Annotated in this window: 21 protein-coding genes and 1 pseudogene; 13 read left to right on the forward strand and 9 right to left on the reverse strand. The window is 50.8% G+C overall.

Annotated features, from left to right (window positions below; genetic code table 11):
• The first annotated feature begins 65 nt into the window (after positions 1–65).
• Together macA and macB are read left to right on the forward strand one after the other, a co-directional pair.
• Positions 66–1,181, forward strand: coding sequence for a macrolide transporter subunit MacA (gene macA, locus OGY83_RS24060; protein WP_194210631.1), 1,116 nt, complete (start codon positions 66–68; stop codon positions 1,179–1,181).
• Positions 1,178–3,124 carry a macrolide ABC transporter ATP-binding protein/permease MacB gene (macB, locus tag OGY83_RS24065; protein WP_048215946.1) on the forward strand — a complete coding sequence of 649 codons (1,947 nt, stop codon included), beginning with the start codon at positions 1,178–1,180 and terminating at the stop codon, positions 3,122–3,124. The genes macA and macB overlap by 4 nt, the downstream gene beginning before the upstream one ends.
• Before the next feature lie 74 nt (positions 3,125–3,198).
• Here the strand turns inward: macB and cspD are convergent, their stop codons facing one another.
• Positions 3,199–3,423, reverse strand: a complete 225-nt coding sequence (cspD, locus tag OGY83_RS24070) for a cold shock-like protein CspD (RefSeq protein WP_003036813.1) — start codon at positions 3,421–3,423, stop codon at positions 3,199–3,201.
• A gap of 323 nt (positions 3,424–3,746) precedes the next feature.
• Between cspD and clpS the strand changes: the two genes are divergently transcribed.
• Both clpS and clpA read left to right on the forward strand, forming a co-directional pair.
• A complete protein-coding gene (clpS, locus tag OGY83_RS24075; RefSeq protein ID WP_003036810.1) occupies positions 3,747–4,067 on the forward strand; it encodes an ATP-dependent Clp protease adapter ClpS in 321 nt (106 codons plus the stop codon).
• A 30-nt stretch (positions 4,068–4,097) separates the two neighbouring features.
• Positions 4,098–6,374, forward strand: a complete 2,277-nt coding sequence (clpA, locus tag OGY83_RS24080; RefSeq protein ID WP_003036804.1) for an ATP-dependent Clp protease ATP-binding subunit ClpA — start codon at positions 4,098–4,100, stop codon at positions 6,372–6,374.
• Positions 6,375–6,642: 268 nt separating this feature from the next.
• Here the strand turns inward: clpA and trhP are convergent, their stop codons facing one another.
• The 7 genes from trhP to OGY83_RS24115 all read right to left on the reverse strand — a co-directional run bounded on the left by trhP (position 6,643) and on the right by OGY83_RS24115 (position 19,199).
• Positions 6,643–8,004, reverse strand: a complete 1,362-nt coding sequence (trhP, locus tag OGY83_RS24085; RefSeq protein ID WP_079937556.1) for a prephenate-dependent tRNA uridine(34) hydroxylase TrhP — start codon at positions 8,002–8,004, stop codon at positions 6,643–6,645.
• A 213-nt stretch (positions 8,005–8,217) separates the two neighbouring features.
• The gene (baeR, locus tag OGY83_RS24090) at positions 8,218–8,940 is read right to left on the reverse strand and encodes an envelope stress response regulator BaeR (protein WP_123267513.1); all 723 of its coding nucleotides are present in this window, start codon (positions 8,938–8,940) and stop codon (positions 8,218–8,220) included.
• Positions 8,937–10,340 (reverse strand): envelope stress sensor histidine kinase BaeS, encoded by a 1,404-nt coding sequence (gene baeS, locus OGY83_RS24095; protein ID WP_079937555.1) that lies wholly within the window; start codon positions 10,338–10,340, stop codon positions 8,937–8,939. Before baeS ends, baeR begins: the two co-directional genes overlap by 4 nt.
• Positions 10,340–11,752, reverse strand: coding sequence for an MFS transporter (locus OGY83_RS24100; RefSeq protein WP_286637054.1), 1,413 nt, complete (start codon positions 11,750–11,752; stop codon positions 10,340–10,342). The genes baeS and OGY83_RS24100 overlap by 1 nt, the downstream gene beginning before the upstream one ends.
• On the reverse strand, positions 11,749–14,829 hold the full coding sequence (mdtC, locus tag OGY83_RS24105) for a multidrug efflux RND transporter permease subunit MdtC (protein ID WP_286637055.1): 3,081 nt from the start codon (positions 14,827–14,829) through the stop codon (positions 11,749–11,751). The genes OGY83_RS24100 and mdtC overlap by 4 nt, the downstream gene beginning before the upstream one ends.
• Entirely contained in the window at positions 14,830–17,952 is a 3,123-nt protein-coding gene (locus OGY83_RS24110; protein WP_286637056.1) for an MdtB/MuxB family multidrug efflux RND transporter permease subunit, read from the reverse strand.
• Entirely contained in the window at positions 17,952–19,199 is a 1,248-nt protein-coding gene (locus OGY83_RS24115) for an MdtA/MuxA family multidrug efflux RND transporter periplasmic adaptor subunit (protein WP_286637057.1), read from the reverse strand. The genes OGY83_RS24110 and OGY83_RS24115 overlap by 1 nt, the downstream gene beginning before the upstream one ends.
• 279 nt (positions 19,200–19,478) lie before the next feature.
• Between OGY83_RS24115 and OGY83_RS24120 the strand changes: the two genes are divergently transcribed.
• A complete protein-coding gene (locus OGY83_RS24120; protein WP_100280300.1) occupies positions 19,479–19,538 on the forward strand; it encodes a type I toxin-antitoxin system Ibs family toxin in 60 nt (19 codons plus the stop codon).
• Positions 19,539–19,637: 99 nt separating this feature from the next.
• Here OGY83_RS24120 and yegD read toward each other — a convergent pair.
• Positions 19,638–20,327 (reverse strand): annotated as a pseudogene (yegD, locus tag OGY83_RS24125) (molecular chaperone); the annotation flags it as partial.
• Between the two features lie 43 nt (positions 20,328–20,370).
• Here yegD and OGY83_RS24130 point away from each other — a divergent pair.
• The 8 genes from OGY83_RS24130 to OGY83_RS24165 all read left to right on the forward strand — a co-directional run bounded on the left by OGY83_RS24130 (position 20,371) and on the right by OGY83_RS24165 (position 25,291).
• Entirely contained in the window at positions 20,371–21,960 is a 1,590-nt protein-coding gene (locus OGY83_RS24130) for a recombinase family protein (protein ID WP_286637058.1), read from the forward strand.
• A 427-nt stretch (positions 21,961–22,387) separates the two neighbouring features.
• The gene (locus OGY83_RS24135; protein ID WP_286637059.1) at positions 22,388–22,543 is read left to right on the forward strand and encodes a hypothetical protein; all 156 of its coding nucleotides are present in this window, start codon (positions 22,388–22,390) and stop codon (positions 22,541–22,543) included.
• Positions 22,540–23,133 (forward strand): hypothetical protein, encoded by a 594-nt coding sequence (locus tag OGY83_RS24140; protein WP_286637060.1) that lies wholly within the window; start codon positions 22,540–22,542, stop codon positions 23,131–23,133. The genes OGY83_RS24135 and OGY83_RS24140 overlap by 4 nt, the downstream gene beginning before the upstream one ends.
• Positions 23,134–23,201: 68 nt before the next feature.
• Positions 23,202–23,690, forward strand: coding sequence for a type 2 periplasmic-binding domain-containing protein (locus tag OGY83_RS24145; RefSeq protein ID WP_286637061.1), 489 nt, complete (start codon positions 23,202–23,204; stop codon positions 23,688–23,690).
• A complete protein-coding gene (locus OGY83_RS24150) occupies positions 23,680–24,003 on the forward strand; it encodes a hypothetical protein (protein WP_286637062.1) in 324 nt (107 codons plus the stop codon). Before OGY83_RS24145 ends, OGY83_RS24150 begins: the two co-directional genes overlap by 11 nt.
• 192 nt (positions 24,004–24,195) lie before the next feature.
• Positions 24,196–24,621: a hypothetical protein gene (locus tag OGY83_RS24155; RefSeq protein ID WP_286637063.1), complete on the forward strand. Its 426-nt coding sequence runs from the start codon at positions 24,196–24,198 to the stop codon at positions 24,619–24,621.
• Positions 24,622–24,827: 206 nt separating this feature from the next.
• Positions 24,828–25,055 carry a hypothetical protein gene (locus OGY83_RS24160; protein WP_286637064.1) on the forward strand — a complete coding sequence of 76 codons (228 nt, stop codon included), beginning with the start codon at positions 24,828–24,830 and terminating at the stop codon, positions 25,053–25,055.
• Positions 25,052–25,291, forward strand: coding sequence for a hypothetical protein (locus OGY83_RS24165; RefSeq protein ID WP_286637065.1), 240 nt, complete (start codon positions 25,052–25,054; stop codon positions 25,289–25,291). The genes OGY83_RS24160 and OGY83_RS24165 overlap by 4 nt, the downstream gene beginning before the upstream one ends.
• Positions 25,292–25,438 lie beyond the last annotated feature (147 nt).

The following is a 25,438-nucleotide window of genomic DNA, read 5'->3' on the forward strand; positions in this document are numbered from 1 at the left end:
GATTTATTTAACGTTGATGTTTAGCACTCCACTCTGGTGGACGTATTGGGGAAATTGGGACATTTATGAAGCTCAAGGGAAAAATCAAAAAACGCTATTTTCTGTTCGCCATCATCCTTATTGTGGCGGTAATTGCACTTTGGCGAACGCTTAATGCGCCTTTACCTCAGTATCAAACATTAATTGTTCGTCCTGGCGATCTGCAGCAAAGCGTACTGGCTACCGGTAAGCTGGATGCGCTGCGTAAAGTTGACGTCGGGGCGCAGGTCAGCGGGCAGTTAAAAACGCTGTCGGTCGCGATTGGCGATAAAGTAAAAAAAGATCAGTTACTCGGCGTTATCGATCCTGAACAGGCGCAAAACCAAATCAAAGAGGTTGAAGCGACGCTGATGGAATTGCGTGCCCAGCGTTTACAAGCCGAAGCTGAGTGGAAACTGGCGCGGGTCACGCTTTCCCGCCAGCAGCAGCTGGCGAAAACCCAGGCCGTATCACAGCAGGATCTCGACACCGCGGCCACCGAGATGGCGGTCAAACAGGCGCAAATTGGCACAATTGACGCGCAAATTAAACGTAATCAGGCTTCTCTCGATACGGCAAAAACCAACCTTGATTACACCCGCATCGTTGCGCCAATGGCTGGCGAAGTAACGCAAATTACTACCCTGCAAGGGCAAACCGTTATTGCCGCCCAGCAGGCACCTAATATTCTGACCCTGGCGGATATGAGCACCATGCTGGTAAAAGCGCAGGTTTCCGAGGCCGATGTAATTCACCTGCACCCTGGGCAAAAAGCCTGGTTTACCGTACTGGGCGATCCGCAGACGCGTTATGAAGGTAAGCTCAAAGATGTTCTTCCGACGCCAGAGAAAGTGAATGATGCGATTTTCTACTATGCCCGCTTCGAAGTTCCCAATCCGAAAGGGATCCTGCGTCTGGATATGACCGCGCAGGTCCATATACAGCTCACTGATGTCAAAAATGTCCTGACTATCCCGCTGTCGGCACTGGGCGATCCTATTGGTAACAACCGTTATAACGTCAGGCTGCTGCGTAACGGCGAAACCCGCGAACGTGAAGTGGTTATCGGCGCGCGTAATGACACCGATGTGGAGATCGTGAAAGGGCTGGAAGAGGGGGATGAAGTCATTATCGGTGAGGGCAACGCCGGAGCTGCAAAATGACAGCATTGCTTGAACTGAGCCATATCCGCCGCAGCTATCCCTCAGGCGAAGGCCAGGTTGAGGTGCTGAAGGACGTATCCTTGAGCATTCAGGCCGGGGAAATGGTAGCGATTGTCGGGGCGTCTGGCTCGGGTAAATCGACGCTGATGAACATTCTCGGCTGTCTGGATAAGCCAACCAGCGGGACGTATCGCGTTGCCGGACGTGATGTCTCCACGCTGGATAGCGATGCGCTAGCGCAACTACGTCGCGAGCATTTTGGTTTTATCTTCCAGCGCTATCATTTGTTGTCGCATTTAACCGCCGCACAAAACGTTGAGGTACCGGCGGTCTACGCTGGCACTGAACGTAAGCAGCGCCTGGCGCGTGCGCAGGAATTACTCCAGCGGCTGGGGTTGGGTGATCGGGTTGACTATCAACCCTCCCAGCTTTCCGGTGGTCAGCAGCAGCGGGTCAGTATTGCGCGTGCGCTGATGAACGGGGGGCAGGTTATTCTTGCCGACGAACCCACCGGTGCACTGGATAGCCATTCCGGCGAAGAGGTAATGGCCATTTTGCATCAACTGCGCGATCGCGGGCATACGGTAATTATCGTTACTCACGACAGTCAGGTCGCCGCGCAGGCCGAGCGGGTCATTGAAATTCGTGACGGTGAGATTGTGCGCAATCCTCCGCCACAGAAACCCTCTGGCGGACGCGATATCGCGGAGCCAACGGTGAAAACGGCATCCGGCTGGAGCCAGTTTGTCAGCGGTTTTCGTGAAGCGCTTACCATGGCCTGGCTGGCAATGGCCGCGAATAAAATGCGAACGCTACTGACCATGCTCGGGATCATCATCGGTATTGCTTCGGTGGTGTCGATCGTGGTGGTAGGCGATGCGGCTAAACAATTGGTACTGGCAGATATTCGCGCTATTGGTACTAACACCATTGATATCTATCCAGGCAAAGATTTCGGCGACGACGATCCGCAATATCAACAGGCGTTGAAGTATGACGATTTGACGGCGCTTCAGAAGCAGCCCTGGGTCAGTTCGGTGACACCTGCGGTGTCGAAGAACCTGCGGTTACGCTATGGCAATATCGACGTTGCTGCCAGTGCTAATGGCGTTAGCGGCGACTATTTTAACGTCTATGGCATGACATTCAGCGAAGGGACCACCTTTAACGCTGAGCAACTGGCGGGGCGCGCTCAGGTGGTGGTGCTCGACAGTAATACCCGGCGTCAGTTGTTCCCCAACAAAGCGAAAGTTGTCGGCGAGGTCGTGCTGGTGGGGAATATGCCTGCCACGGTGATTGGTGTTGCAGAAGAGAAACAGTCGATGTTTGGCAGTAGCAAGATCCTGCGGGTCTGGCTGCCTTATAGCACTATGTCCGGGCGAATCATGGGACAGTCGTGGCTGAATTCGATCACCGTGCGAGTGAAGGATGGTTTTGACAGTGCCCAGGCCGAACAGCAACTGACCCGACTGTTGACGTTGCGCCACGGTAAGAAGGATTTCTTCACCTGGAATATGGACGGTATCTTGAAAACCGCCGAAAAGACCACACGTACATTACAACTCTTCCTGACGCTGGTGGCGGTGATTTCGCTGGTGGTCGGTGGGATTGGCGTAATGAATATTATGCTGGTTTCAGTAACCGAACGAACGCGTGAGATTGGCATTCGTATGGCGGTTGGCGCTCGCGCCAGTGACGTGCTGCAACAGTTCTTAATTGAAGCGGTGTTAGTGTGTCTGGTTGGCGGCGCGTTGGGCATTAGCCTGTCGATGCTGATCGCCTTTACGCTACAGTTATTCCTGCCGGGCTGGGAAATTGGATTCTCACCCGTCGCGTTGTTGACGGCGTTTCTGTGTTCAACGGCAACCGGGGTGTTATTTGGCTGGCTACCGGCGCGGAATGCGGCACGTCTGGATCCAGTAGATGCTCTGGCGCGGGAATAATACCACAGAGATAAAAATGCCAGCCGCAAGGGCTGGCATTTTGACTGCGGGATGTACACAATGAGACAGAAGAGCTATGCGACAGCTTCTGCTTCAATGACAGGCACGATGACACTGGCATGATTGCCTTTTGGCCCCTGGTGGACATCAAACTGGACAGACTGTCCGGCTTTTAGCGTTCTGTAACCATCCATCTGAATGGTGGAATAATGGGCGAAAATATCTTCGCCGCCGCCTTCGGGGCAAATGAAACCAAACCCTTTGGCGTTGTTGAACCACTTAACAGTACCCGTTTCCATACTTCGACATCCTTCGTAAATCTTATATAAGTAAGATGGAATGAACCGGTGGCGGAGTGGGGGCTGTTCAAAACCTCGCCAACTCTCGAAACTACAATTTAGAGAAATCAGGCGAGGCGTCAAGCGCCAGACAGACGGAATAGGGTAAAAATGCATCAAAATTTGAAGCAGTTAACGCTATTGTCGGTTATGTGACAGATGTCGCGGATGGCACTAATAGATGATAGTTATCTAATACTTGAGGTAGATTGATTGTGCGCATAGGCTGCTTGTCAGCGGCAAGATTTTCTGCCGGAAACCGTAACTGAAGATGACGACTGACAATGGGTAAGACGAACGACTGGCTGGATTTCGATCTGCTGGCGGAAGACAAATTGCGCGACGCGCTAAAACCGCCATCTATGTATAAAGTGATATTAGTCAATGATGATTACACTCCGATGGAGTTTGTTATTGACGTGTTACAAAAATTCTTTTCTTATGATGTAGAACGTGCAACGCAACTGATGCTTGCAGTTCACTATCAAGGCAAAGCTATCTGCGGTGTGTTCACTGCCGAAGTGGCTGAAACCAAAGTAGCGATGGTGAACAAATATGCGAGGGAGAACGAGCATCCGTTGCTGTGTACGCTGGAAAAAGCCTGAATGCAGGCATAAACATTGGGGGAGGTGCCTATGCTCAATCAAGAACTGGAACTCAGTTTAAACATGGCTTTCGCCAGAGCGCGCGAGCACCGACATGAGTTTATGACCGTCGAGCACTTGTTACTGGCGTTGCTCAGTAACCCATCGGCCCGCGAAGCGCTGGAAGCGTGTTCTGTGGATCTGGTGGCGCTCCGTCAGGAACTCGAAGCCTTCATTGAACAGACCACACCTGTATTGCCTGCCAGTGAGGAAGAACGCGACACGCAGCCAACGTTGAGTTTTCAGCGTGTACTGCAACGCGCGGTCTTTCATGTTCAGTCCTCCGGGCGCAATGAAGTTACCGGCGCAAATGTGCTGGTCGCTATCTTCAGCGAGCAGGAATCTCAAGCGGCTTATCTGCTTCGTAAGCATGAAGTAAGTCGTCTTGATGTGGTGAATTTTATTTCTCATGGCACGCGCAAAGACGAACCCAGCCAGTCTTCTGACTCTGGGAATCAGCCAAATAACGAAGAGCAAGCTGGCGGGGAGGACCGTATGGAGAACTTCACGACTAACCTTAACCAGCTTGCCCGTGTGGGCGGAATTGATCCGCTCATTGGCCGGGACAAAGAGCTGGAGCGCGCCATTCAGGTACTGTGCCGTCGCAGAAAAAACAACCCGCTGCTGGTGGGAGAGTCTGGTGTCGGTAAAACCGCCATTGCCGAAGGCCTCGCCTGGCGTATCGTCCAGGGTGATGTGCCTGAAATTATGGCTGATTGTACTCTTTACTCCCTGGATATCGGCTCGCTGCTGGCAGGCACCAAATATCGCGGCGATTTTGAAAAACGCTTTAAGGCGCTGCTAAAACAGCTGGAACAGGATACTAACAGCATTCTGTTTATCGATGAGATCCACACCATTATCGGTGCGGGTGCGGCATCGGGCGGCCAGGTGGATGCGGCTAACCTGATCAAACCGTTGCTCTCCAGCGGTAAGATCCGTGTGATAGGGTCCACAACCTATCAGGAATTCAGCAATATCTTTGAAAAGGATCGTGCCTTAGCGCGCCGTTTCCAGAAAATCGATGTCACTGAGCCATCGGTAGAAGAGACCGTGCAGATCATCAACGGTCTGAAGCCGAAATACGAAGCGCACCATGACGTCCGCTATACCGCCAAAGCGGTGCGTGCAGCGGTCGAACTGGCGGTGAAATACATTAACGATCGTCATCTGCCGGATAAAGCGATTGACGTGATTGATGAGGCGGGCGCGCGTGCGCGTCTGATGCCGGTCAGCAAGCGCAAGAAAACCGTCAACGTGGCGGATATCGAGTCCGTTGTGGCCCGCATTGCGCGGATCCCGGAGAAGAGCGTTTCGCAGAGCGATCGCGACACGCTGAAAAACCTGGGCAACCGTCTGAAAATGCTGGTATTCGGACAGGATAAAGCCATTGAGGCGCTGACTGAAGCGATCAAAATGAGCCGTGCCGGTCTGGGACACGAGCATAAACCGGTCGGTTCGTTCCTGTTTGCCGGACCAACTGGCGTCGGTAAGACCGAAGTCACGGTGCAGTTGTCCAAAGCACTCGGTATTGAACTGCTGCGTTTTGATATGTCCGAATATATGGAACGCCACACCGTTAGCCGCCTGATTGGTGCGCCTCCGGGGTATGTCGGTTTCGACCAGGGCGGTTTGCTGACTGATGCTGTTATTAAGCATCCGCATGCGGTACTGCTGCTGGATGAAATCGAAAAAGCACACCCGGATGTCTTTAATCTGCTGCTGCAGGTGATGGATAACGGCACGCTGACCGACAATAACGGGCGTAAAGCGGATTTCCGCAACGTGGTGCTGGTCATGACCACCAACGCCGGTGTACGTGAAACTGAGCGTAAATCGATTGGGTTGATTCATCAGGACAACAGTACTGATGCAATGGGTGAAATCAAAAAAGTGTTTACGCCGGAATTCCGTAACCGTCTCGACAACATTATCTGGTTCGATCATCTCTCTACCGAGGTGATTCATCAGGTTGTTGATAAGTTTATCGTCGAGCTTCAGGTACAGCTGGATCAGAAAGGTGTCTCTCTGGAAGTGAGTCAGGAAGCACGTGACTGGCTGGCAGAGAAAGGCTATGACCGCGCAATGGGCGCTCGTCCAATGACGCGTGTTGTCCAGGATAACCTGAAAAAACCATTGGCTAACGAACTGCTGTTCGGTTCGCTTGTGGATGGCGGTCAGGTGACCGTTGCGCTGGATAAAGAGAAAAATGAGCTGACTTATGGTTTCCAGAGTGCACAAAAGCACAAACCAGAAGCTGCACATTAATCTTCAATCACTTAATAAGCCGGGCGTAATGCCCGGTTTTTTTTGCCTGAAAGTAGAGATTTGAATTGGAAAGACCTGGAAAGTTCAAACGGCAGGCAAAAAATAAGCCTGCGTAAGGGAGATTACGCAGGCTAAGGAGGTGGTTCCTGGTACAGCTAGCATTTATGGGTTATGTTTTTCAGCGGAGGGGATAATACCCTTAATGAACGAAACGGTATGTGATCGATTTCTAAGAATCTTCCGAACGCTGAAAAATAACCGTAATTAACTACTTAGCATGCGGGTTACGTGTGGACTCACCGACAAAATTACGCATCAACAATGCATAATTCAGATCGATATCCTCCGGTACAGGCATCCACACGGTGTAACCATCGCCCGGCGCAACTGGCATCGCTTCGCCTTTCGCGTTTTCCATCTGTTCGAGGGTAAAATTGATGTTGCCCTGTGGGGTCATCAGCTCCAGGCTGTCGCCGACGGTGAATTTGTTTTTCACCAGTACGGCTGCCAGTTCACCTTTACGTTCGCCGGTGAATTCGCCGACAAACTGCTGACGCTCGGAAACAGAGAAGCCGTATTCGTAGTTCTGATAGTCGTCATGCGTATGGCGGCGCAGGAACCCTTCGGTGTAACCACGATGTGCCAGACCTTCCAGCGTTTCCAGCAGTTGCGGGTCGAATGGTTTACCGGCTGCGGCATCATCAATGGCTTTGCGGTATACCTGTGCGGTACGCGCGCAGTAATAATATGACTTGGTGCGGCCTTCGATCTTCAGGGAATGCACACCCATCTGCGTCAGACGTTCAACGTGGGCAATGGCACGCAAATCCTTCGAGTTCATGATGTAGGTGCCGTGTTCGTCTTCGAATGCGGTCATGTACTCGCCCGGACGCTGGGCTTCTTCGATCATAAAGACTTTGTCTGTCGGTGCGCCAATACCCAGCGTAGGCTCAACGTTTTGTACCGGGATAGGCTCGTACTTATGCACGATATTGCCTACCACGTCTTCTTTGCCTTCCTGCACGTTGTATTCCCAGCGACAGGCATTGGTGCAGGTACCCTGGTTCGGGTCACGCTTGTTGATGTAACCAGAGAGCAGGCAGCGACCGGAGTAGGCCATGCACAGCGCGCCGTGAACGAAGATCTCAAGCTCCATATCTGGCACCTGGGTGCGGATCTCTTCAATTTCTTCCAGCGACAGCTCGCGGGAGAGGATCACTCGGGTCAGCCCCATCTGCTTCCAGAATTTTACCGTTGCCCAGTTTACGGCGTTAGCCTGAACTGAAAGGTGAATATCCATGTCAGGGAAGTTTTCGCGCACCAGCATAATCAGACCAGGGTCTGACATGATCAATGCATCCGGTCCCATTTCCACCACCGGTTTCAGGTCACGAATAAAGGTCTTCAGCTTGGCATTGTGTGGGGCAATGTTAACCACCACGTAGAATTTTTTACCCAGTTCATGGGCTTCATTAATGCCGAGCTGCAGGTTTTCGTGGTTGAATTCGTTGTTGCGTACGCGCAATGAGTAACGCGGTTGGCCCGCATACACAGCGTCTGCGCCATAGGCGAAAGCGTAACGCATGTTTTTCAGCGTTCCCGCTGGGGAAAGGAGTTCCGGTTTAAACATAATTTTCTCGTTCTGATGACAGGTCAGACTCGCCTCACTCAATGAGGCGGTTAGGGGAGTGCCCCCATATTAAGGGCGGGCATTGTAGCGCTGCGGGGAAGTCAGGTAAAGAAAAACGCCGGGCGACAGCGTTGCGTTACCCGGCTGAGCGAGTAATTTTCAGGTCTTCACCAGGGCCCCTCGAAACTGTGGAGCCCTGAAGGGCGGGAGTATTTAGGCCAGTCGACAGGCGTCGGCTTCCCAGCGATACCCCACGCCATAGACCGCGCGGATAAACGACTGCTCAGCATCCAGCGACTCCAGCTTGCGCCGCAGGTTCTTAATATGGCTGTCGATGGTGCGGTCGGTAACGACGCGATAATCGTCATAGAGATGGTTAAGCAATTGTTCTCGGGAGAACACTTTTCCCGGCTCATGTGACAACGTTTTAAGTAAGCGGAATTCTGCGGGCGTTAAGTCGAGCATCTTTCCACGCCAGGAGGCCTGAAAACGGCCTTCGTCGACGATTAGCGGGCTTTCTGCATCCATTTGTTGCAGTTCGCGCTGCGGTTTGCAACGACGCAGGATTGTTTTTACGCGCGCGACAACTTCGCGCGGGCTGTAGGGCTTACAAATGTAGTCATCCGCACCGATCTCCAGCCCCAGCAGGCGATCAATCTCTTCGATTTTAGCGGTTACCATCATGATGGGGACTTCAGAGAAACGGCGGATTTCCCGACACAGTGTCAGACCGTCGGTACCGGGCAGCATCAGATCCAACAAGATCAGATCGGGCGGTGTTTGGCGCACGTAAGGCAGAACCAGGTCGCCGTGGCTGATGAGCGTAGGTGCATAGCTCGCTGCCCGCAGGTAGTCGATCAGCAGTTGCCCTAGCTTAGGCTCGTCTTCCACGATCAGAATACGCGGTGTGTTTTCATCAATGGGTAACTCAGTCATACATCTCTCTGTAAATCGCGTTCCAGCGGTAACTCTACTGTAATGCTAACCCCACCAAAAGGCGAATGGGCGGCACGAATCAGACCATTATGCGCCTGTACGATATTGACGCAAATCGCCAGCCCCAACCCGGACCCTCCACTGGCGCGGTTACGCGAGCCTTCGGTGCGGTAAAACCGTTCAAACAACTTCTGTAACTGCTCATCACTTACGCCGGGAGCGGAATCTGCGAAGGTTAATAACACCATGCGTTCGCGTTGTTCGGCGCTGATATGCAACCCGCCACCGCTATCGGTGTAGCGCAGACTGTTTTCCAGTAAGTTGTTGAACAACTGCATCAGACGATCCCTGTCACCAAATACCGTCATGCTGTCCGGGAGTGAAAGTTGTATCGTTAGCCCACGACTGGCAAAGCGTTCACGAAATGCCCCACTTGCCACTTCCAATAGGGGGATGAGGTCCAGCGATGTTTTCTGGTAGGCCAGCGCGCCTTCATCGGACATGGAGAGCTGATGAAGATCGTCCACCAGCTTAGTGAGTGTACCGACTTCAGCCTGTAAAGAGGCAACTGAGTCAGGGGTAAACTGGCGGACGCCATCCTGAATGGCCTCCAGCTCACCGCGCAGTACCGCCAACGGCGTGCGCAGTTCGTGAGAAATATCGGCCATAAAGTCACGACGCATCTGCTGGTTTTTTTCCAACGTACTGGCGAGTTGGTTGAAGTCCTGCGCCAGCTTGCCCAGCTCATCCGTACTGGTTGGCGTAACGCGCGTGGTGAAATCGCCCGCCGCCAGTTTGTGCGTGCCTTCCACCAACCGCTTAACCGGAGCCAGCAGGCTGCGCGCCAGCGTAAACGTCGCCAGCGCAGCCAGGATCGTGGAGAGCGCAACGATAAGCCAACTGGATCGTCTTTGCTGCATGTCGAAATTGATATCCGTATTCCGTGTTAAACGTTCCACAGGAGAGGCGATCACGGCGCCCACTTCGCTACCGTTGACACGGATGGGATGGCGCATGCCGTCGCGAGGAACTGGGCCGCGCGGGCCGACAAGCACGCGGGCATTTTGGTCGATAACCCAAAACTGTGTACGCCAGCCGTGCGGCGGCATACCTGGGCCCGGTTTATCATCGTCATTGTCGTGTTCAAAAGAGCGCAGGATCTGGAACACAAAACGATCGTTATTGCGTAAGAATCGCCAGTTGCCGTGCTGCGCGTACTGCTCGCTTAATGCGTCGCTGAGCATTTGCAGCCGCTGCTCGTTGCCGTGCTTGATATAATCAATAAAACCACGTTCGAAGCTAATGCGTACGGCCCAGTGCATGCTGATCAGCAACACAATGCAGGTGGCGAAAATCGCCAGAAACAGTTTGCCGGTGATACCGGGCCGCCAGAACTTCATCAGGTGCTCCTTTTGCGTCGTGAAATCACCGCGTTGGTTTGCGTGTCGTTCGGCACGCGGGCAAAAACAATGGCGGGCAGCGCAATAATGAAGGCGATGCACAGCCAGGTATACATAAAGACGGTATGCGTACTACCGCTGTCGATGGCGATATGCTGTTGGCCGAACATGCCTAACAGCAGGCCTGCGATGGTCACACCAATACTCATCGACAGCTGCATGATCATCGACAGCAGGCTGTTACCGCTGCTGGCCAGATCGTCAGGCAGGTCTTTTAACGTAAGCGTGTTCATGGATGAAAAACGCGTTGAGTTGACCATTCCCTGTAAAAACAGCACGAAGGGTAGGGCGTAATACCAGCCCAGCAGTGCCGTGGTCATTAGCAATAGACTGACCAGCGACAGGCCAAGCGTGGTGGTAATCAGTACGCGACGGTAACCAAAGCGGTTCACGACCTGCACCACAATGCGCTTCATGCCCATACTGCCCAGCACCATCGGGATCATCATCAGACCGGCATGAAAGGGTGAAAAACCGAGGCCTATCTGTAAAAACACCGGCGTCATAAACGGCAACATGCCGCTGCCGATGCGTCCGGCAAAACTGCCGAACAGACCTAGCGAGAAGGTTTGTGTGCGAAACAGATTCAGGCTGAACAGCGCACGCGGATTACGATGGGCGTGTTTCAGATATAGCGCAATAGCCAACACCCCGCAGATAACCAGCGCCGCCAGCGTGATACTGGAGAGGCCGGTTCCTTTGCTGCCATCGAGCGCCAGCGTCAGTACCGCCATGCCGACCGCCAGCATTGCGAACCCTGAGAGGTCGAAACGTCGGGTTTGCATGGTGTAGTTGGGCATCAGCATTAACGTCGCTATCGCACCGACAATGCCTACCGGAATGTTAATCAAAAATATCCAGTGCCAGGAGGCGTATTCAACCAGAATCCCGCCTAACGCCGGGCCCAGCAGCGGGCCGATTTGACCGGGTAAAGTGACAAACGTCATCGCCGCCATGTATTGCTCACGCGGGACGATTTTCATCACCGTTAGCCTGCCGACCGGTACCATCATCGCACCGCCAACGCCTTGTAAAACGCGCGCCATCACCAGCTCGTTGAGCGTGCTGGACCCGGCGCAAAACAGCGAGCCAAGCGTAAACAGGATAATGGCGGTGAAGAAGATATTCCGCACGCCAACTTTATCCGCCAGCCATCCGCTGGCGGGCAGCATCACGGCAACGGTTAGTACATATGACACGATGACCATATGCATGTGTAACGGGCTTTCCCCGAGGCTTGCCGCCATCGAGGGAAGTGCGGTGTTAACGATGGTGGTATCCAGCGACTGCATAAAAAAGCCAAATGCCACAATCCAAAGTTGCCAGCGGGTGCTGTCGGGAAGTTCTGTCATAACTCTGCTACCGGTTTGCTGTTTTTACGCGAAAAACGCAGACGCAGACGGTCGAAAAAGAGATAGACCACGGGCGTGGTGTACAGCGTCAGGAGCTGGCTCACGACCAGCCCACCGACAATGGTTATCCCCAAAGGCTGGCGCAGTTCAGAGCCATCCCCTGCGGATAACACCAACGGCAACGCGCCAAACAACGCCGCCAGCGTGGTCATCATTATTGGGCGAAAGCGCAACAGGCAGGCCTGGAAAATAGCTTCTTCCGGCTGCAGCTTGCCGTTTCTCTGCGCTTCCAGCGCAAAATCGACCATCATGATGGCGTTTTTCTTCACAATGCCAATTAATAGCATGATCCCTATCAGGGCGATTAGGCTGAACGGGGCATTGAACAGTTCCAGAGCCAGCAACGCCCCGACGCCTGCCGAAGGTAGCGTGGAGAGAATGGTCAGCGGATGTACATAGCTTTCATACAGCATGCCCAGCACGATATAGACCGTGGCGATGGCGGCAATAATCAGGATTACCTGCGAATTCATCGTGTCCTGAAATACCTGAGCGGTACCGGCAAAGCTACCGCGAACCGTGGAAGGGACGCCGAGCTGGGTCATGGTTCTGTTGATCGCCTCTGTCGCTTCTGACAGTGAAGAACCTGTCGGCAGGTTAAACGACACGGTTGAGGCGGCGGACAAGCCCTGATGGTTCACAGACAGTGGCGCATTCGCCGGCTGCCATTTAGCAAAATACGATAATGGGATCGCTTTACCGTCATTATTGATGACGAACATTTTGTCTAGTGCGCTGATGTCCTGGGTGTAACGTCGATCGACCTCCATCACCACTTTGTATTGGTTCATCGGCTGATAGATGGTAGAAATCTGCCGTTGTCCGAAAGCATTATTCAACAGGCTGTTGGCGGCTGCCACATCGATCCCCAGGCGAGACATAGTGTCGCGATCGTAAATCAGATTCATCTCCGCGCCATTGTCCTGCTGATCGGAGTTGACGTCCGCCAGTTGGGGCAGGGCGGCAAGCGCCTTACGGATCTTCGGTTCCCACTCGCGCAGCGCCGCGAGATCGTCGGACAGCAGTGTGTACTGATAGCTGGCGTTGGCCTGACGTCCGCCAACGCGGATGTCCTGCACCGCCATCAGAAAAAGATTCGCGCCTGGCTCTTTGGCAAGTGCGACGCGCAGGCGGTCGATCACCTGCTGAGCCGTTTCATGGCGCTCATCGCGTGGCTTGAGGGTAATAAACATCATCCCGCTGTTGACCCGGGAACCGCCGGTAAAGCCGGTGACGTTATTTACCGCCGGGTCGTCGCGGATGATTTTCATAAAATCCTGCAGTTTGCCGCGCATCGCCTGGAAAGAGATGCTCTGGTCGGCCTGGATCCCACCCATCAATACACCCGTATCCTGCTCCGGAAAGAAGGTTTTGGGGATGGAAATATAAAGCCAGATATTCAGCGCAATGGTGCCAAGTAACACCACGCCTACCAGTCGCGTATGGCGCAGCACCCATTTAAGCGAGGTGCCGTAACTCTGTTGCAGCGCAACCAGCACACGACCAAAACCCCGTTTGCGAGACTGTTCGCGTGGGGTGCTGGATTTGAGCATCCAGCCGCACATCATTGGCGTTAATGTCAGCGACACCAGCAGTGAGATGCCGATAGCGACCGACAGCGTGACGGCAAACTCGCGCAGCAAGCGCCCAGGCAATCCGCCCATTAACAGCAGCGGCAGGAACACCGCTACCAGCGACAGGCTCATGGAAAGCACGGTGAATCCTACTTCGCGCGTACCCTGCAACGCCGCCTGGAGCGGCTTCATTCCCGCTTCCAGGTGGCGGGCAATATTTTCCAGCACCACGATAGCGTCATCTACGACAAATCCCGTAGCAATGGTTAACGCCATCAATGACAGGTTGTTCAGGCTGAATCCGCATAGATACATGGCGGCAAAGGTACCTATCAGCGATACCGGAACCGCTACCGCGGGGATCAGCGTCGCGCGCCCGGAGCGCAGGAAAACAAAGACCACCAGGATAACCAGCGCCACGGAGATAACCAGCGTTTGTTCGACTTCCTCCAGCGAGGCGCGAATGGTCGGCGAGCGGTCCTGGGCTATTTGCAGATCGATGGCGGCCGGGACCAGCGTTTGTAATTCCGGTAATTTGGCGCGAATGCTGTCTACCGTCTGAATAATATTGGCTTCCGGTAGCTTGCGGATCATCAGCAGAATGGCCGGTTTGGCATTGGTCATCCCCGCGTTGCGTACGTCCTGTACCGAGTCGGTTACAGACGCAACGTCGCCCAGTCGCACCGCTGCGCCGTTGTTGTAGTGGATGATAATCGGCTGGTATTCGGCGGCGGTTTTCAGCTCATCGTTGGTTTGGACCTGCCAGCGGTGGGTATCATTTTCGATAGCGCCCTGCGGCTTACGCACGTTGGCGTTGTCAATTGCGCTACGCACGTCGTCAAGCGACACGCCCTGGTTAAACAGCGCTTGCGGATTCAGTCCTACACGCACGGCAGGCAGAGAGCTGCCTCCAACGTCAACGTCGCCCACACCGTCGATTTGCGCGATGGTCTGCGCCAGTTGTGTTGATGCGAAATCGTACAGTTCACCTTGCGAGTAAGTGTCCGACGTTAGCGTCAGGATCATGATTGGCGCATCGGAAGGGTTGGCTTTGCGATACGTTGGTCGGCTCGGCATCCCGCTGGGTAGCAGACTTTGCGCGGCGTTAATCGCGGCCTGAACGTCCCGCGCCGCGCCATTGATGTCACGGTCGAATTTGAATTCGAGTATAATACGCGTACTGCCAAGCGAACTGCTTGATGTCATTTCGTTCACGCCCGCAATGCGCCCCAGCGAGCGCTCCAGCGGAGTTGCGACCGAGGACGCCATTGTTTCGGGTGAGGCACCCGGTAACGATGCGCTGACCATGATCACCGGAAAATCCACCTGCGGCAGTGGAGCGACCGGCAGCAGACGAAATCCGAGTATGCCGCACAGGGTGATGGCTACCGAAATGAGAATGGTCGCCACCGGACGATGAATGAAAAGCGCGAAAAATTTCATTTACGCTTCCTCTTCCTGACGCGGGAAGCGGCTTTTCACATACAGCGACAGACGGTCAAACAGCAGATAAATCACCGGGGTGGTAAACAGAGTTAATACCTGGCTTACCAGCAGGCCGCCGACCATACCAATCCCTAACGGACGGCGTAATTCGGCACCCACACCGGTACTCAACATCAGCGGCAACGCGCCGAGCAGTGCCGCCAGCGTAGTCATCAGAATTGGGCGGAAACGCAGCAGACAGGCCTGGAAAATGGCATCGCGTGGTGACATTCCCTGTTCGCGCTCCGCGGCAAGGGCAAAGTCGATCATCATGATGGCGTTTTTCTTGACGATACCGATGAGCAAAATAATGCCGATAATCGCGATGACGTCCAGTTCGCTGCCGGCAATCATTAACGCCAGGAGCGCCCCGACGCCCGCCGTCGGCAGCGTGGAGAGAATAGTAATTGGGTGAATAAAGCTCTCATACAGCACGCCGAGGACGATATACATTGCGACAACCGCAGCCACAATCAACCAGATGGTATTTCCCAGCGCGGCCTGGAAAGCGAGCGTGCTGCCCTGGAACTGGGTGGTAATATTTGCGGGCAGGTTAAGCGTTTTTTCGGCATCCAGAATCGCCTGTACCGCATCGCCCAGCGAATGTTCGTCTGGCACGTTGAACGAGATGGTGGTGACCGGGAACTGATCGAGGTGGTTAATCGACAGTGGGGCAAAACGCTGTTCAATGCTGGCGATCGCGCTGAGCGGTACTATGCCACCGTCGCTACTGGTCAGACGTATTGTATCCAGAGCCACAAGCCCCGGTGTATTGTTGGTGTCATGTTCTAACACCACGCGATACTGATTTGCCTGGGTGTAGATAGTTGAAATCAGTCGCTGGCCGAAAGCGTTGTACAGGGCGTTGTCGACATCTGACATGCTGATGCCCAAACGGCTGGCGCTGTCGCGATTGACGTTCACATACGCCACCAGCCCTTTGTCCTGCCAGTCGCTACTAACATCGGACAGTTGCGGTAGCTGATTTAGTTTAGCGATCAGCTGTGGAACCCAGGTGCTGAGGGCATCAAGGGATGTCGCTTGCAGCGTGAACTGATATTGCGTCCGGCTGACCTGGGTATCAATCGTCAGGTCCTGAGTGGGCTGTAGATAGAGGTCAACGCCGGGAACTCTGTCAACCGCGTCCTGTAAGCGCGCAATCACTTTCTGCACTCGATCGTCACGTTCATCCAGCGGCTTAAGGTTGATTTGTAAGCGCGCGCTGTTTAAGGCCGTATTCGTGCCATCCACACCGACAAAAGCGGTCAGGCTTTCTACCGCCGGATCTTTCAGGATGACATCTGAAACCTGACGCTGGCGCTGGGCCATGCTGGCAAATGAGCTGGACTGCGGTGCCTGCAGCGTGCCCTGGATAATGCCGTTGTCCTGGATCGGAAAGAAGCCTTTGGGAATAAAGACCCAAAGCATGACGCTCAATACCAGCGTGCCGAGCGCAACGCTGAGCGTGAGCCACGGATGGTTGAGCACTTTCGCCAGCCAGTGTCCGTACCCGGCAATGATGCGATCAAACATTTGCTCTGAGGCGCGGGAGAAGCGGTTTTGCTTACGCAATGAGGCCTGATTCAGCATACGCGCGCACATCATCGGCGTAAGAGTGAGCGAGACAACGGCGGAAATCAGAATCGCTACGGCCAGCGTTACAGCGAACTCCCGGAATAATCGACCTACGATATCCCCCATAAACAGCAGTGGGATCAGTACGGCGATCAGTGAAAATGTCAGAGAGATGATGGTAAAACCAATCTCGCCCGCGCCCTTCAGGGCAGCAGTCAGCGGTTTTTCGCCTTTTTCGATATAGCGTGAAATATTCTCGATAACCACGATAGCGTCATCCACAACAAAGCCTGTCGCAATGGTTAGCGCCATGAGGGTCAGGTTGTTGATGGAGAAATCAAGAAATACCATCACCGCGAAGGTGCCGATTAACGATAACGGTACGGCGACCGCAGGAATAATGGTTGCCGGAATATTGCGCAAAAACAGGTAGATAATCATGACTACAAGCGCAATCGCCAGCATCAACTCAAATTGGGTATCCGCTACGGACGCACGAATATTGGTTGTACGATCGGAAAGTACGCTGACCTTAACCGATTTGGGCAGGCTTTCGGTGAGCTGTGGCAGCATCTGGCGGATACTGTCTGCCGTGGAGATGATGTTTGCTCCTGGCTGACGCTGAACATTCATCACTATAGCTTGTTGCTTATTGGCCCATGCGCCCAGCCAGCTGTTTTCGGCCCCTTGTTCGACGGTGGCGACATCGCCCAAACGAACCGGCGCACCGTTTTTATAGGCAATAATGAGCTGACGATATTCGTCTGCGGACTGCATCTGGTCGTTGGCTGAAAGGGTAACGGCACGCGTTGGGCCATCAAGACTCCCTTTTGCCGAATTGACGTTAGCGCCGGTAATGGCCGTACGAATGGTTTCGCTGGTCAGACCGAGTGCGGCAATGGCCTGAGCGTTAAGTTTCACGCGGACCGCCGGACGTTGCCCTCCGGAAAGAGTTACCAGACCCACGCCGGATACCTGAGAGATTTTCTGCGCGACGCGGGTTTCGACCATATCTTCCACCTGCGTCATCGGCATGGCGCTGGAAGTGACCGCCAGCGTCATGATCGGCGGATCTGCCGGGTTTACTTTGCTGTAGACCGGAGGGTTAGGGAGATCGCTGGGTAATAAATTGGTGGCGGCGTTAATCGCGGCCTGAACTTCCTGCTCGGCAACATCCAGCGGGAGCGTCAGTTGAAACTGTAACGTAACGACCGATGCGCCACCGGAGCTTTGCGAGGACATCTGTTTTAAGCCAGACATCTGGCCGAACTGGCGTTCAAGCGGCGCGGTGACCGCCGAGGTCATGACGTCCGGGCTGGCACCGGGGTAGAGCGTAACGACCTGAATCGTGGGGTAATCCACTTCAGGTAAGGCAGCGATTGGCAGGAAGCGATAACCGATAATACCGGCAAGCAAAATCGCGACCATCAGCAGCGTGGTGGCGACGGGGCGCAGAATAAACAGGCGCGATGGTCCGCCTGTGTTGTCCGGAGGTAACACCTGCATCAGGAGTTGGCTCCTTTTTTGCCGTATCCGCGTGGCGCTGTTTTCTCATCGGAAACAGAGGCGTCGTGCGCCTCAACGACTTCGACTTTTGCGCCTTCCGTCAGACGATCGATACCGTCGGTCACGACTCGATCGCCCGCAGACAGCCCGGCGGCGATCACCACTTTTTGGCTATCCTGAATTCCCGGTTTCACCAGATGTTTGCTCACTTTATTATCGCTGTTCAGCACCCAGACAAAGTGGCCTTCGTTACCCATTTGCAGGGCGGCCGTTGGGATCACAACGGCATTTTGTTGTGTGTCGACCAGCATGCGGGCGTTAACGAACTGGTTAGGGAATAAGGCATCATCCTGATTGGAAAAACGAGCCTTAACTTTAATTGTTCCGGTGGTGGCATCAATCTGATTGTCGAGACTGAGCAGGACGCCTTCGCTCAGCTTTTGCGAATTGGTACGATCCCAGGCTTCGACCTTCAGCTGGCTCCCCGATTTTTGTGCCTGTAACACGGTAGCAATGTCGTTTTCAGGCAAGGTAAATATCAGGTCGATGGGATGCGTTTGCGTAATGACGACGATTCCAGTGGTATCGCCGCTGGAAATTTGGTTACCGACATCGACCTGCTTCAGGCCGACACGACCATCGACAGGCGCGGTTATCCGGCTCCAGTCGAGCTGCAACTGAGCGCTGGCGACACTGGCTTCGTCCGCTTTGATTGTGCCTAACGTCTCGTTGACCAGCGCCTGCTGGGCATCCAGCTCCTGGCGGGAGACCAGATTGGTTTTAACCAGCTGTTGATAGCGGGCAAGATCGCGACGGGCATTCGCCAGCGTGGCTTTATCTTTTGCAAGTTGTCCCTGCGCCTGAGCCAGAGCGACTTTGAACTGGCTGGGATCTATCTCTGCCAGTAGGTCGCCGGCTTTTACCTGCTGTCCTTCCTCAAAGTGTAAGGCGATGAGCTGACCATCTACCCGACTACGCACCGTGGCGGTATTTGCGGCAGTAACGGTCCCCAGCCCTGTCAGGTAACGTGGCACGGCTTCCTCGGCGGCGGTGGCAGCCTGAACGGGAGCCAACGGCCCGGAGCGCATTCCACGCCGTCCCGGACCAGCCGCGTGCTGCGCGGGTTTAGCCGCGCCCGGTGCGGTTTCCTGGGAGCCGCTACGGCTTTGCCAGAACCAGATGGCGGCTATAGTGGCCACAACGATCACAATTGCTATCACCCAGCGGGATTTATTACTGCCTTTCATTGTTATGAGTTTCTCATCCTGAAACGATTCGCGGAATGATACTAGTTTAGCCAGCGAACAAGGGAGAAAAATGGAGGAATTATGAAACACTGTCGGGATTCGTCTGAATGCTGACGCGGCTTTGCGAGGTGTTACGCAACAATCGGTGGTGAAAATAGCGAATGCGCAATTGTGCTATAGAGTGCTGACAAGGCAAAAAGGAGGAAAGCCAGAGATTTCAGCTGGACGCTGGAACGGGAAAGCCCCTCCCGAGGAAGGGGCCAAAATAAGGAAAGGGTTATGATGAAGCAGGTCATCATACTGGTGATACTCTTAGTCATTAGCTTCGCGGCTTACTAAGACACCAGGGGGAGGGGAAACCCTCCCTAACCCTCACTCCTGAAAATAAGCCACAGCTACAGTGATGTCAATACGCACACTTTTCAGCATGCGAGCGGCTTAGCGGAAAACAACGTCAGCCCAGCGGGCCAGTCCGGCGGTGACAGAACCAAAATCATCGCCACCCGCGATAGGGATCCCCGGAAGCTGCTGGGCGAGGGCTTTTTTAATCAGCGGTGAACGCGCGCTGCCGCCGGTTAGGTAAATCACGTCCGGTTTTTCCTGCGCGTTGTCCAGCGCCAGCTGGACCTGCTCCAGAATGCGCGCCAGGGGCTGATTGAGCGCAGCTTCCAATCCATGTTGACTAATATCGGTTGCCAGCGTGTCGCTGATAAACGGTATCGCCGCCGTTACAATGGATTGGTCGGAAAGCGCGATTTTGCTCTCTTCTGCGCTGCGCACAAGGCGATAGCTCAGACGCTCGCGCCAGACTTTAAGCAGCAAGGCTACTTTATCGGCTTCTTTCGCGTCGCGGACAAGATCGTTCAGTAAACGACCGTTGGCGCTGCTGTAGAAATCACTTTGCGCGGGAACATCGTTGATTGCGACCGCGTTCCACCAGGGGAGAATCGGTAAGGCGATACCTTTTTCAGTCTCACCGCCCATACCCAGCAGTGGCATCAGGTGTTTAAACGCCAGCGCGATATCCAGATCGTTCCCGCCTACGCGGCAGCCACTGTGTCCCAGCAGGCTGTTTTCGCGATCGGCGCGTTGATGCCATTGCGGCCCCATTAGCAGCAGTGAACAGTTGATGTATAATGTACGCCACAGTAAGTAACGAGAGAACAAGAAGATGAAAATACCAGTGTGGAGCTATGCCCGTGTATCAACACTGAATCAGGTTGATGGTTTTGGGATACAAAGGCAGGTGAACACGATAAACCAGTTTATTCAATCTATCGCATTAGATCCGCGTCTACCTTTTACATTAGATACGGACAATATTACTCAAATGGTTTCAGAAGGTCGCTCAGCGTTTCGGGGTAAAAACTGGAGTCCTAATGGTAAGTTGGGGCAATACCGTAAAATGGTAATGGATGGAGTAGTACCGGATTCTGTATTAGTTGTGGAGAACGTGGATAGATTAGTAAGGGTAGATCCCTATAATGCCGTAGAAATACTATCTGGTTTAATTAACCGTGGTACTACTATTCTGGAAATTGAAACGGGTATGACGTATTCCCGCTACATACCAGAAAGCATTACTGTACTTACCATGCAAGTGAATAGATCGCACGGTGAGTCAAAAAGAAAAAGTATCATGATGAAAAAGAGTCATGAAAATAGATTTGGTAATGTATCTAAGGTACGTCCAAGATGGTTCGATGTAGTAGAAGTTGATGGTATTAAACAATACCGTACTAATAACACGGCAAAGGCGATACAGCGTATGTATAACGATTATGTAAATGGTATTGGTGCGGCACAAATAGTACGCACATATGGCGATACAGATAATGGTAAACCGTGGACACTTGTTACTGTATTAAGAGCGTTAAGTGATAAACGCGTAGCCGATGATGCCCGTTACCCATCGATCATTGATAAAGAACTATATGAACGTGTACAGGCTCTTAAAATATCTCCATCAAAGGGCAAAACACATCAAAAGAACATGCTTAATCTATTTGCGGGTATGAGTAGATGCCCTATATGTAAACAGGCCATAATAACGAAGCGTAATAGTCATGGTGGACTTTTTACAGTCTGTTTAGGTAAACGTACAGATAAAACCTGTACGGCTCGTAGCATTGCTTATAATGCGTTAGAACGCCCCCTATTGAACGCAATAGTAGGACTTGATTTTAGTGAAGTGTATGGACAGGAAGAATCAAACGTACTAACACTACGTGATCAATGGATTCAGAATGAAAGGGATATTGCGGCATTTCGTGAACGTCTTACAAAGGCAAGTAGGCATGAAAAGTTTGCAATACTTGATGAACTGGAAGTAATGAACCGTGAACAGGATGAACTAACCATACGCCTTAAATCAGTAGATGCCCCGAAGGACATTACCCTAACTTATGATGATGATAAGTTAGATATGAACGTAGAGTACCGAATTGAATTAAACAATCGTATGAAGAAGCTCATACAACGTATCGATATAGTACGGGAAAATGTATCCAAAACTAATTACAAGATCTTCTGTAGTATTAAGTATTGGACAGAGTTACTTACTCACTTAGTGATAATTGATGTAGATGTAAAGCGTATTGGCAGGGGCGGTACTAATCAACTCACAACTACCCTACGTTCAGTGAGTAGTTTAGATCTGGAAGGGAACATAAAAGGCAATCCAGATATGGAGGCTCTGGAGTATTGGGAAAGTGTTGTTAATCAGGCCGTAGATATAGCAGTTAAGCAGGTACAAAAATGACACATAAAGGGGGCTTTTGCCCCCTTTTTACTAAATAAAAGTACTTGGAGGATTACAAATGAATTGGATTAAAACAACTCTAATACTACTACTTGGTTGGTTAGTAATGATTACTGGCATAATTGAGTACTTATTCATTGGCTGTATGGTGTGGCTGGTGGTGTGCCTTTTATGCGAGATTTTAAATTACATTAGAAAACAGCAGGTTATAAAAAATCAATAATTATTTTGGGATGAAACGCCGTTTCAGTGATATAATAGTAGTACAGGCAAGTAAAAATCCGTTTTTATCTCCATTTGCCCCATCTATCAAGCTCAAAAGATAAATAACTGTACATAATATATCTCTCCAAGAAATTCCCCGTTAATTCGGGGGTTCTTTTGGCTTGAATTTTTATGAAAATGTTTAACAAAAAAAGGAAAAATAATGGCAGAAAAGAAAACCATAAGCGTAGGTGTACGTCTAAGTGAAGTACAAAACAATCTATTACTTCAATTAGTACAGGAAGGTAAAGCCAAAACTATTAGCCAGGCAATACACTATCTAATCAATCAACAAATAATCTTGGGGGATAACAAGTGAGTACAAGAGAAATAAACGCAGCAAATAAACAATTTGAATCTAATACATGGGAAGTACATAAACATTACCCCCAATTATTGATTTGTGAAGAAGGTCAGCTATTCGATACTATCTCATTCAGACTATGTAAGCAGTCATTCAATGATAGGTATGATGAAGGGGGTTATATGTTCATACAGAAACCCACGATTCTAAATGTACATGATCTAATGGGTAGTCACTACTTACCACCTAAAGATCATTCAACCTATGTATACAATCATATTGATGAAGATAAACGTAATAATCATCGTTCAAATATAGAGATAGTACCGAAGGATGTAAACAATGTTAGCGGTACTAAGCGTAATGAAAAACTAACCTATGAAGAGTACATGATAGTAATGAACCATTATTCATTTGGTGAATGTAGCCAAAATGGTTTACGCAAGTATGTACATGGGATATTTGGTAAAGACACTGATGACACTCTATATACTCGCTTAGTGAAGGGGGAAACCTATAAATCATTCTATGAGCAATTGAGAAATGAAGATCCCGCAATCATTGAACGTATTGAAGGTGTACTACGCCGCACAGGAAGGAAATAAAAAAGGCTGTACTATGGGAGGAAAGTCATAGTACAGCCATTAATTAAAACAATTACAAGGTATTTATTATGGCAAACAAAACAAGAGATTACGACAATACACCATTTATACGTATTGCCGGATCATTTAGTGATTACGACAACGACCTAACAAAAGAAGCAAAAAACATAATTGATGAAGCAATAGCAAGTGTCCCAATGGGGAATGGTAAAAAATACACTGGATTCAAGATTTACTACATAGTATTTCATTTGATTACATTCAGCACAGAAAAAGTACTTTCAAAACTCCACCTGTATCAAGACCTACACCAAGACGAATTTACAGGACGGGTCACAGAAGCTACAGCAGTGAAAGTAAGAAGGGTAGCTACGGCAGTTTCTAAAGCACTGGTAGACGCTCATAAAAAGGGCGTGAAGCTATTCAAAGTACAGAAAGATGGTATGTACTATCTAAGTAATAAACAGTTCTATGAGACACTGGCGAACGCACAGGACAATGGAGCATCAGCACAGGATCTTATCGTGATGTTACAAGGCTTTATCGATGGTAGATAAAGCTATTTTTTCATCCATTAATGGAATAACTCATTCCACTAATAACAGTTTTATTCCATTAATGGATGTGTTTATTCCAACATATAGTGGCTACAACCCGCATTATACCGCTATATGTAGTGGTTCCCGTCCATTAATGGAACACTATAATATAGATACTTGGAATAAATGGAGTTTAGCAACTCCGAAGATCAAACACTCGCTTTGCTCGCATTTGATCTTAGAAATTACAAATAACCAAACTTTGCGTTTTTCTCGCTATCGCATCGAAAACCCGCAAGCGTCCTTTTCTCGCTTTCGCTCAATCCAGTAGGCGTAGGTACTCAAGAGATACTACTCAAAGTGATTTATTCAAAGTCTCTTGTAGTCGCCCACGCAGTGAACACGCAGCCCCGCGAAGTGTGAACGGGTCGCCATTAATCGAACAGGTACAGAAGGAGTACACCATGACCGAGCACCACCAAGAAGTATACGACCGCATCAAACACTACTTAGAGGAAACCAAATGAAACTAACCACCGTACAGGAATACTATAACTTTGTCCGTAATTGCCCACTTTTTGTAAGTGGTTATGTAACAGTGAAAAATAAAGATTATTTCTTTACCCAAGATGAACTACCACACCATGTACCACTACTGGGTAAAGTAAAATTAGCAACATTGCGAATGGAAGATGGTACGGACATTACATTTTCAAAGAAAGGTACGCACGTATCAAGATACGAAGGGAGTACGTACCTAATAGCATATGAAGAACGTTACCAGATATGGGATACGGCAATACCATTCTTTTACGATACATGGAAAAGGGATGAAGTTGTACAGAATGAAAAGTTACATCATGAAATAAAAAATCGTGGGTACTATGCGGTACTTGATAAATTACACAACATACTAAAGGAAATACAAAGCTATGAGCATAAAGAATGAAATAAAATATCGGAATAGTAAAACTAAATCCCGTCCAGACTACATCCCCAAATCACCCCTAACAGACACGCCAACGGTTACTGAAAGTAAACTTGAATGGATACGTGAGATACTCACAAAAGAGCCACACATCAAAGCAGGGGAACTAAATAAGCGTACAGGACTAAGGGCAACGGCAAAGTACTACAATCAACTAAGGAAATAATATGCAAACATATTTCAATGATGTACGACACATCAACCAATATATCGATAATGGTCATCCAGAAGTAAAAGCCTATATTGAACAACGTGAAGATGAAATTACATGGCTATCCGAAAACCTACTAATACTATGTGAAGGTCTGGAAGGATGGGAAGAAGTAGAAGCAGAACTAAAAGAAAGTTTAGAATTTTATAAAGAGCGTGATGCTCGTTTAGGGAGAAGTAAATGAAACTAACAGATATTCCAGAGATTTCAGGCGTATATATCGAACTAACCGTAAACTACATAAAAGAACATACCCAAACATTAGATAAGCAAGAAGAAATTACTATTGATGGTATCAAGTATAAGATTGTTCAAAGTTATACTAATGATGATAGTGTAGAACCAGAAGATGATATACGTGCGGTAAGCTACCGTGACTATGTACTAACTAAGACCTATCTACTAAAAGCAGTCAAATAAAAAGCCCCTTATTGGGGCTTTGCTTTCTCTACATGGTATGCGGCGAAGTGGAACGCCGTAAACTCTCCGGGCTTTGCTTCATTCTTATGTACCGTTCTGTACTTCCCATCTTCCCCTTTCACTACACAACCCATATACACGCCATCT

Origin of the sequence: Citrobacter sp. Cpo090, assembly GCF_030332665.1 — a bacterium.
GTDB classification, from domain to species: Bacteria; Pseudomonadota; Gammaproteobacteria; order Enterobacterales; family Enterobacteriaceae; genus Citrobacter; species Citrobacter portucalensis.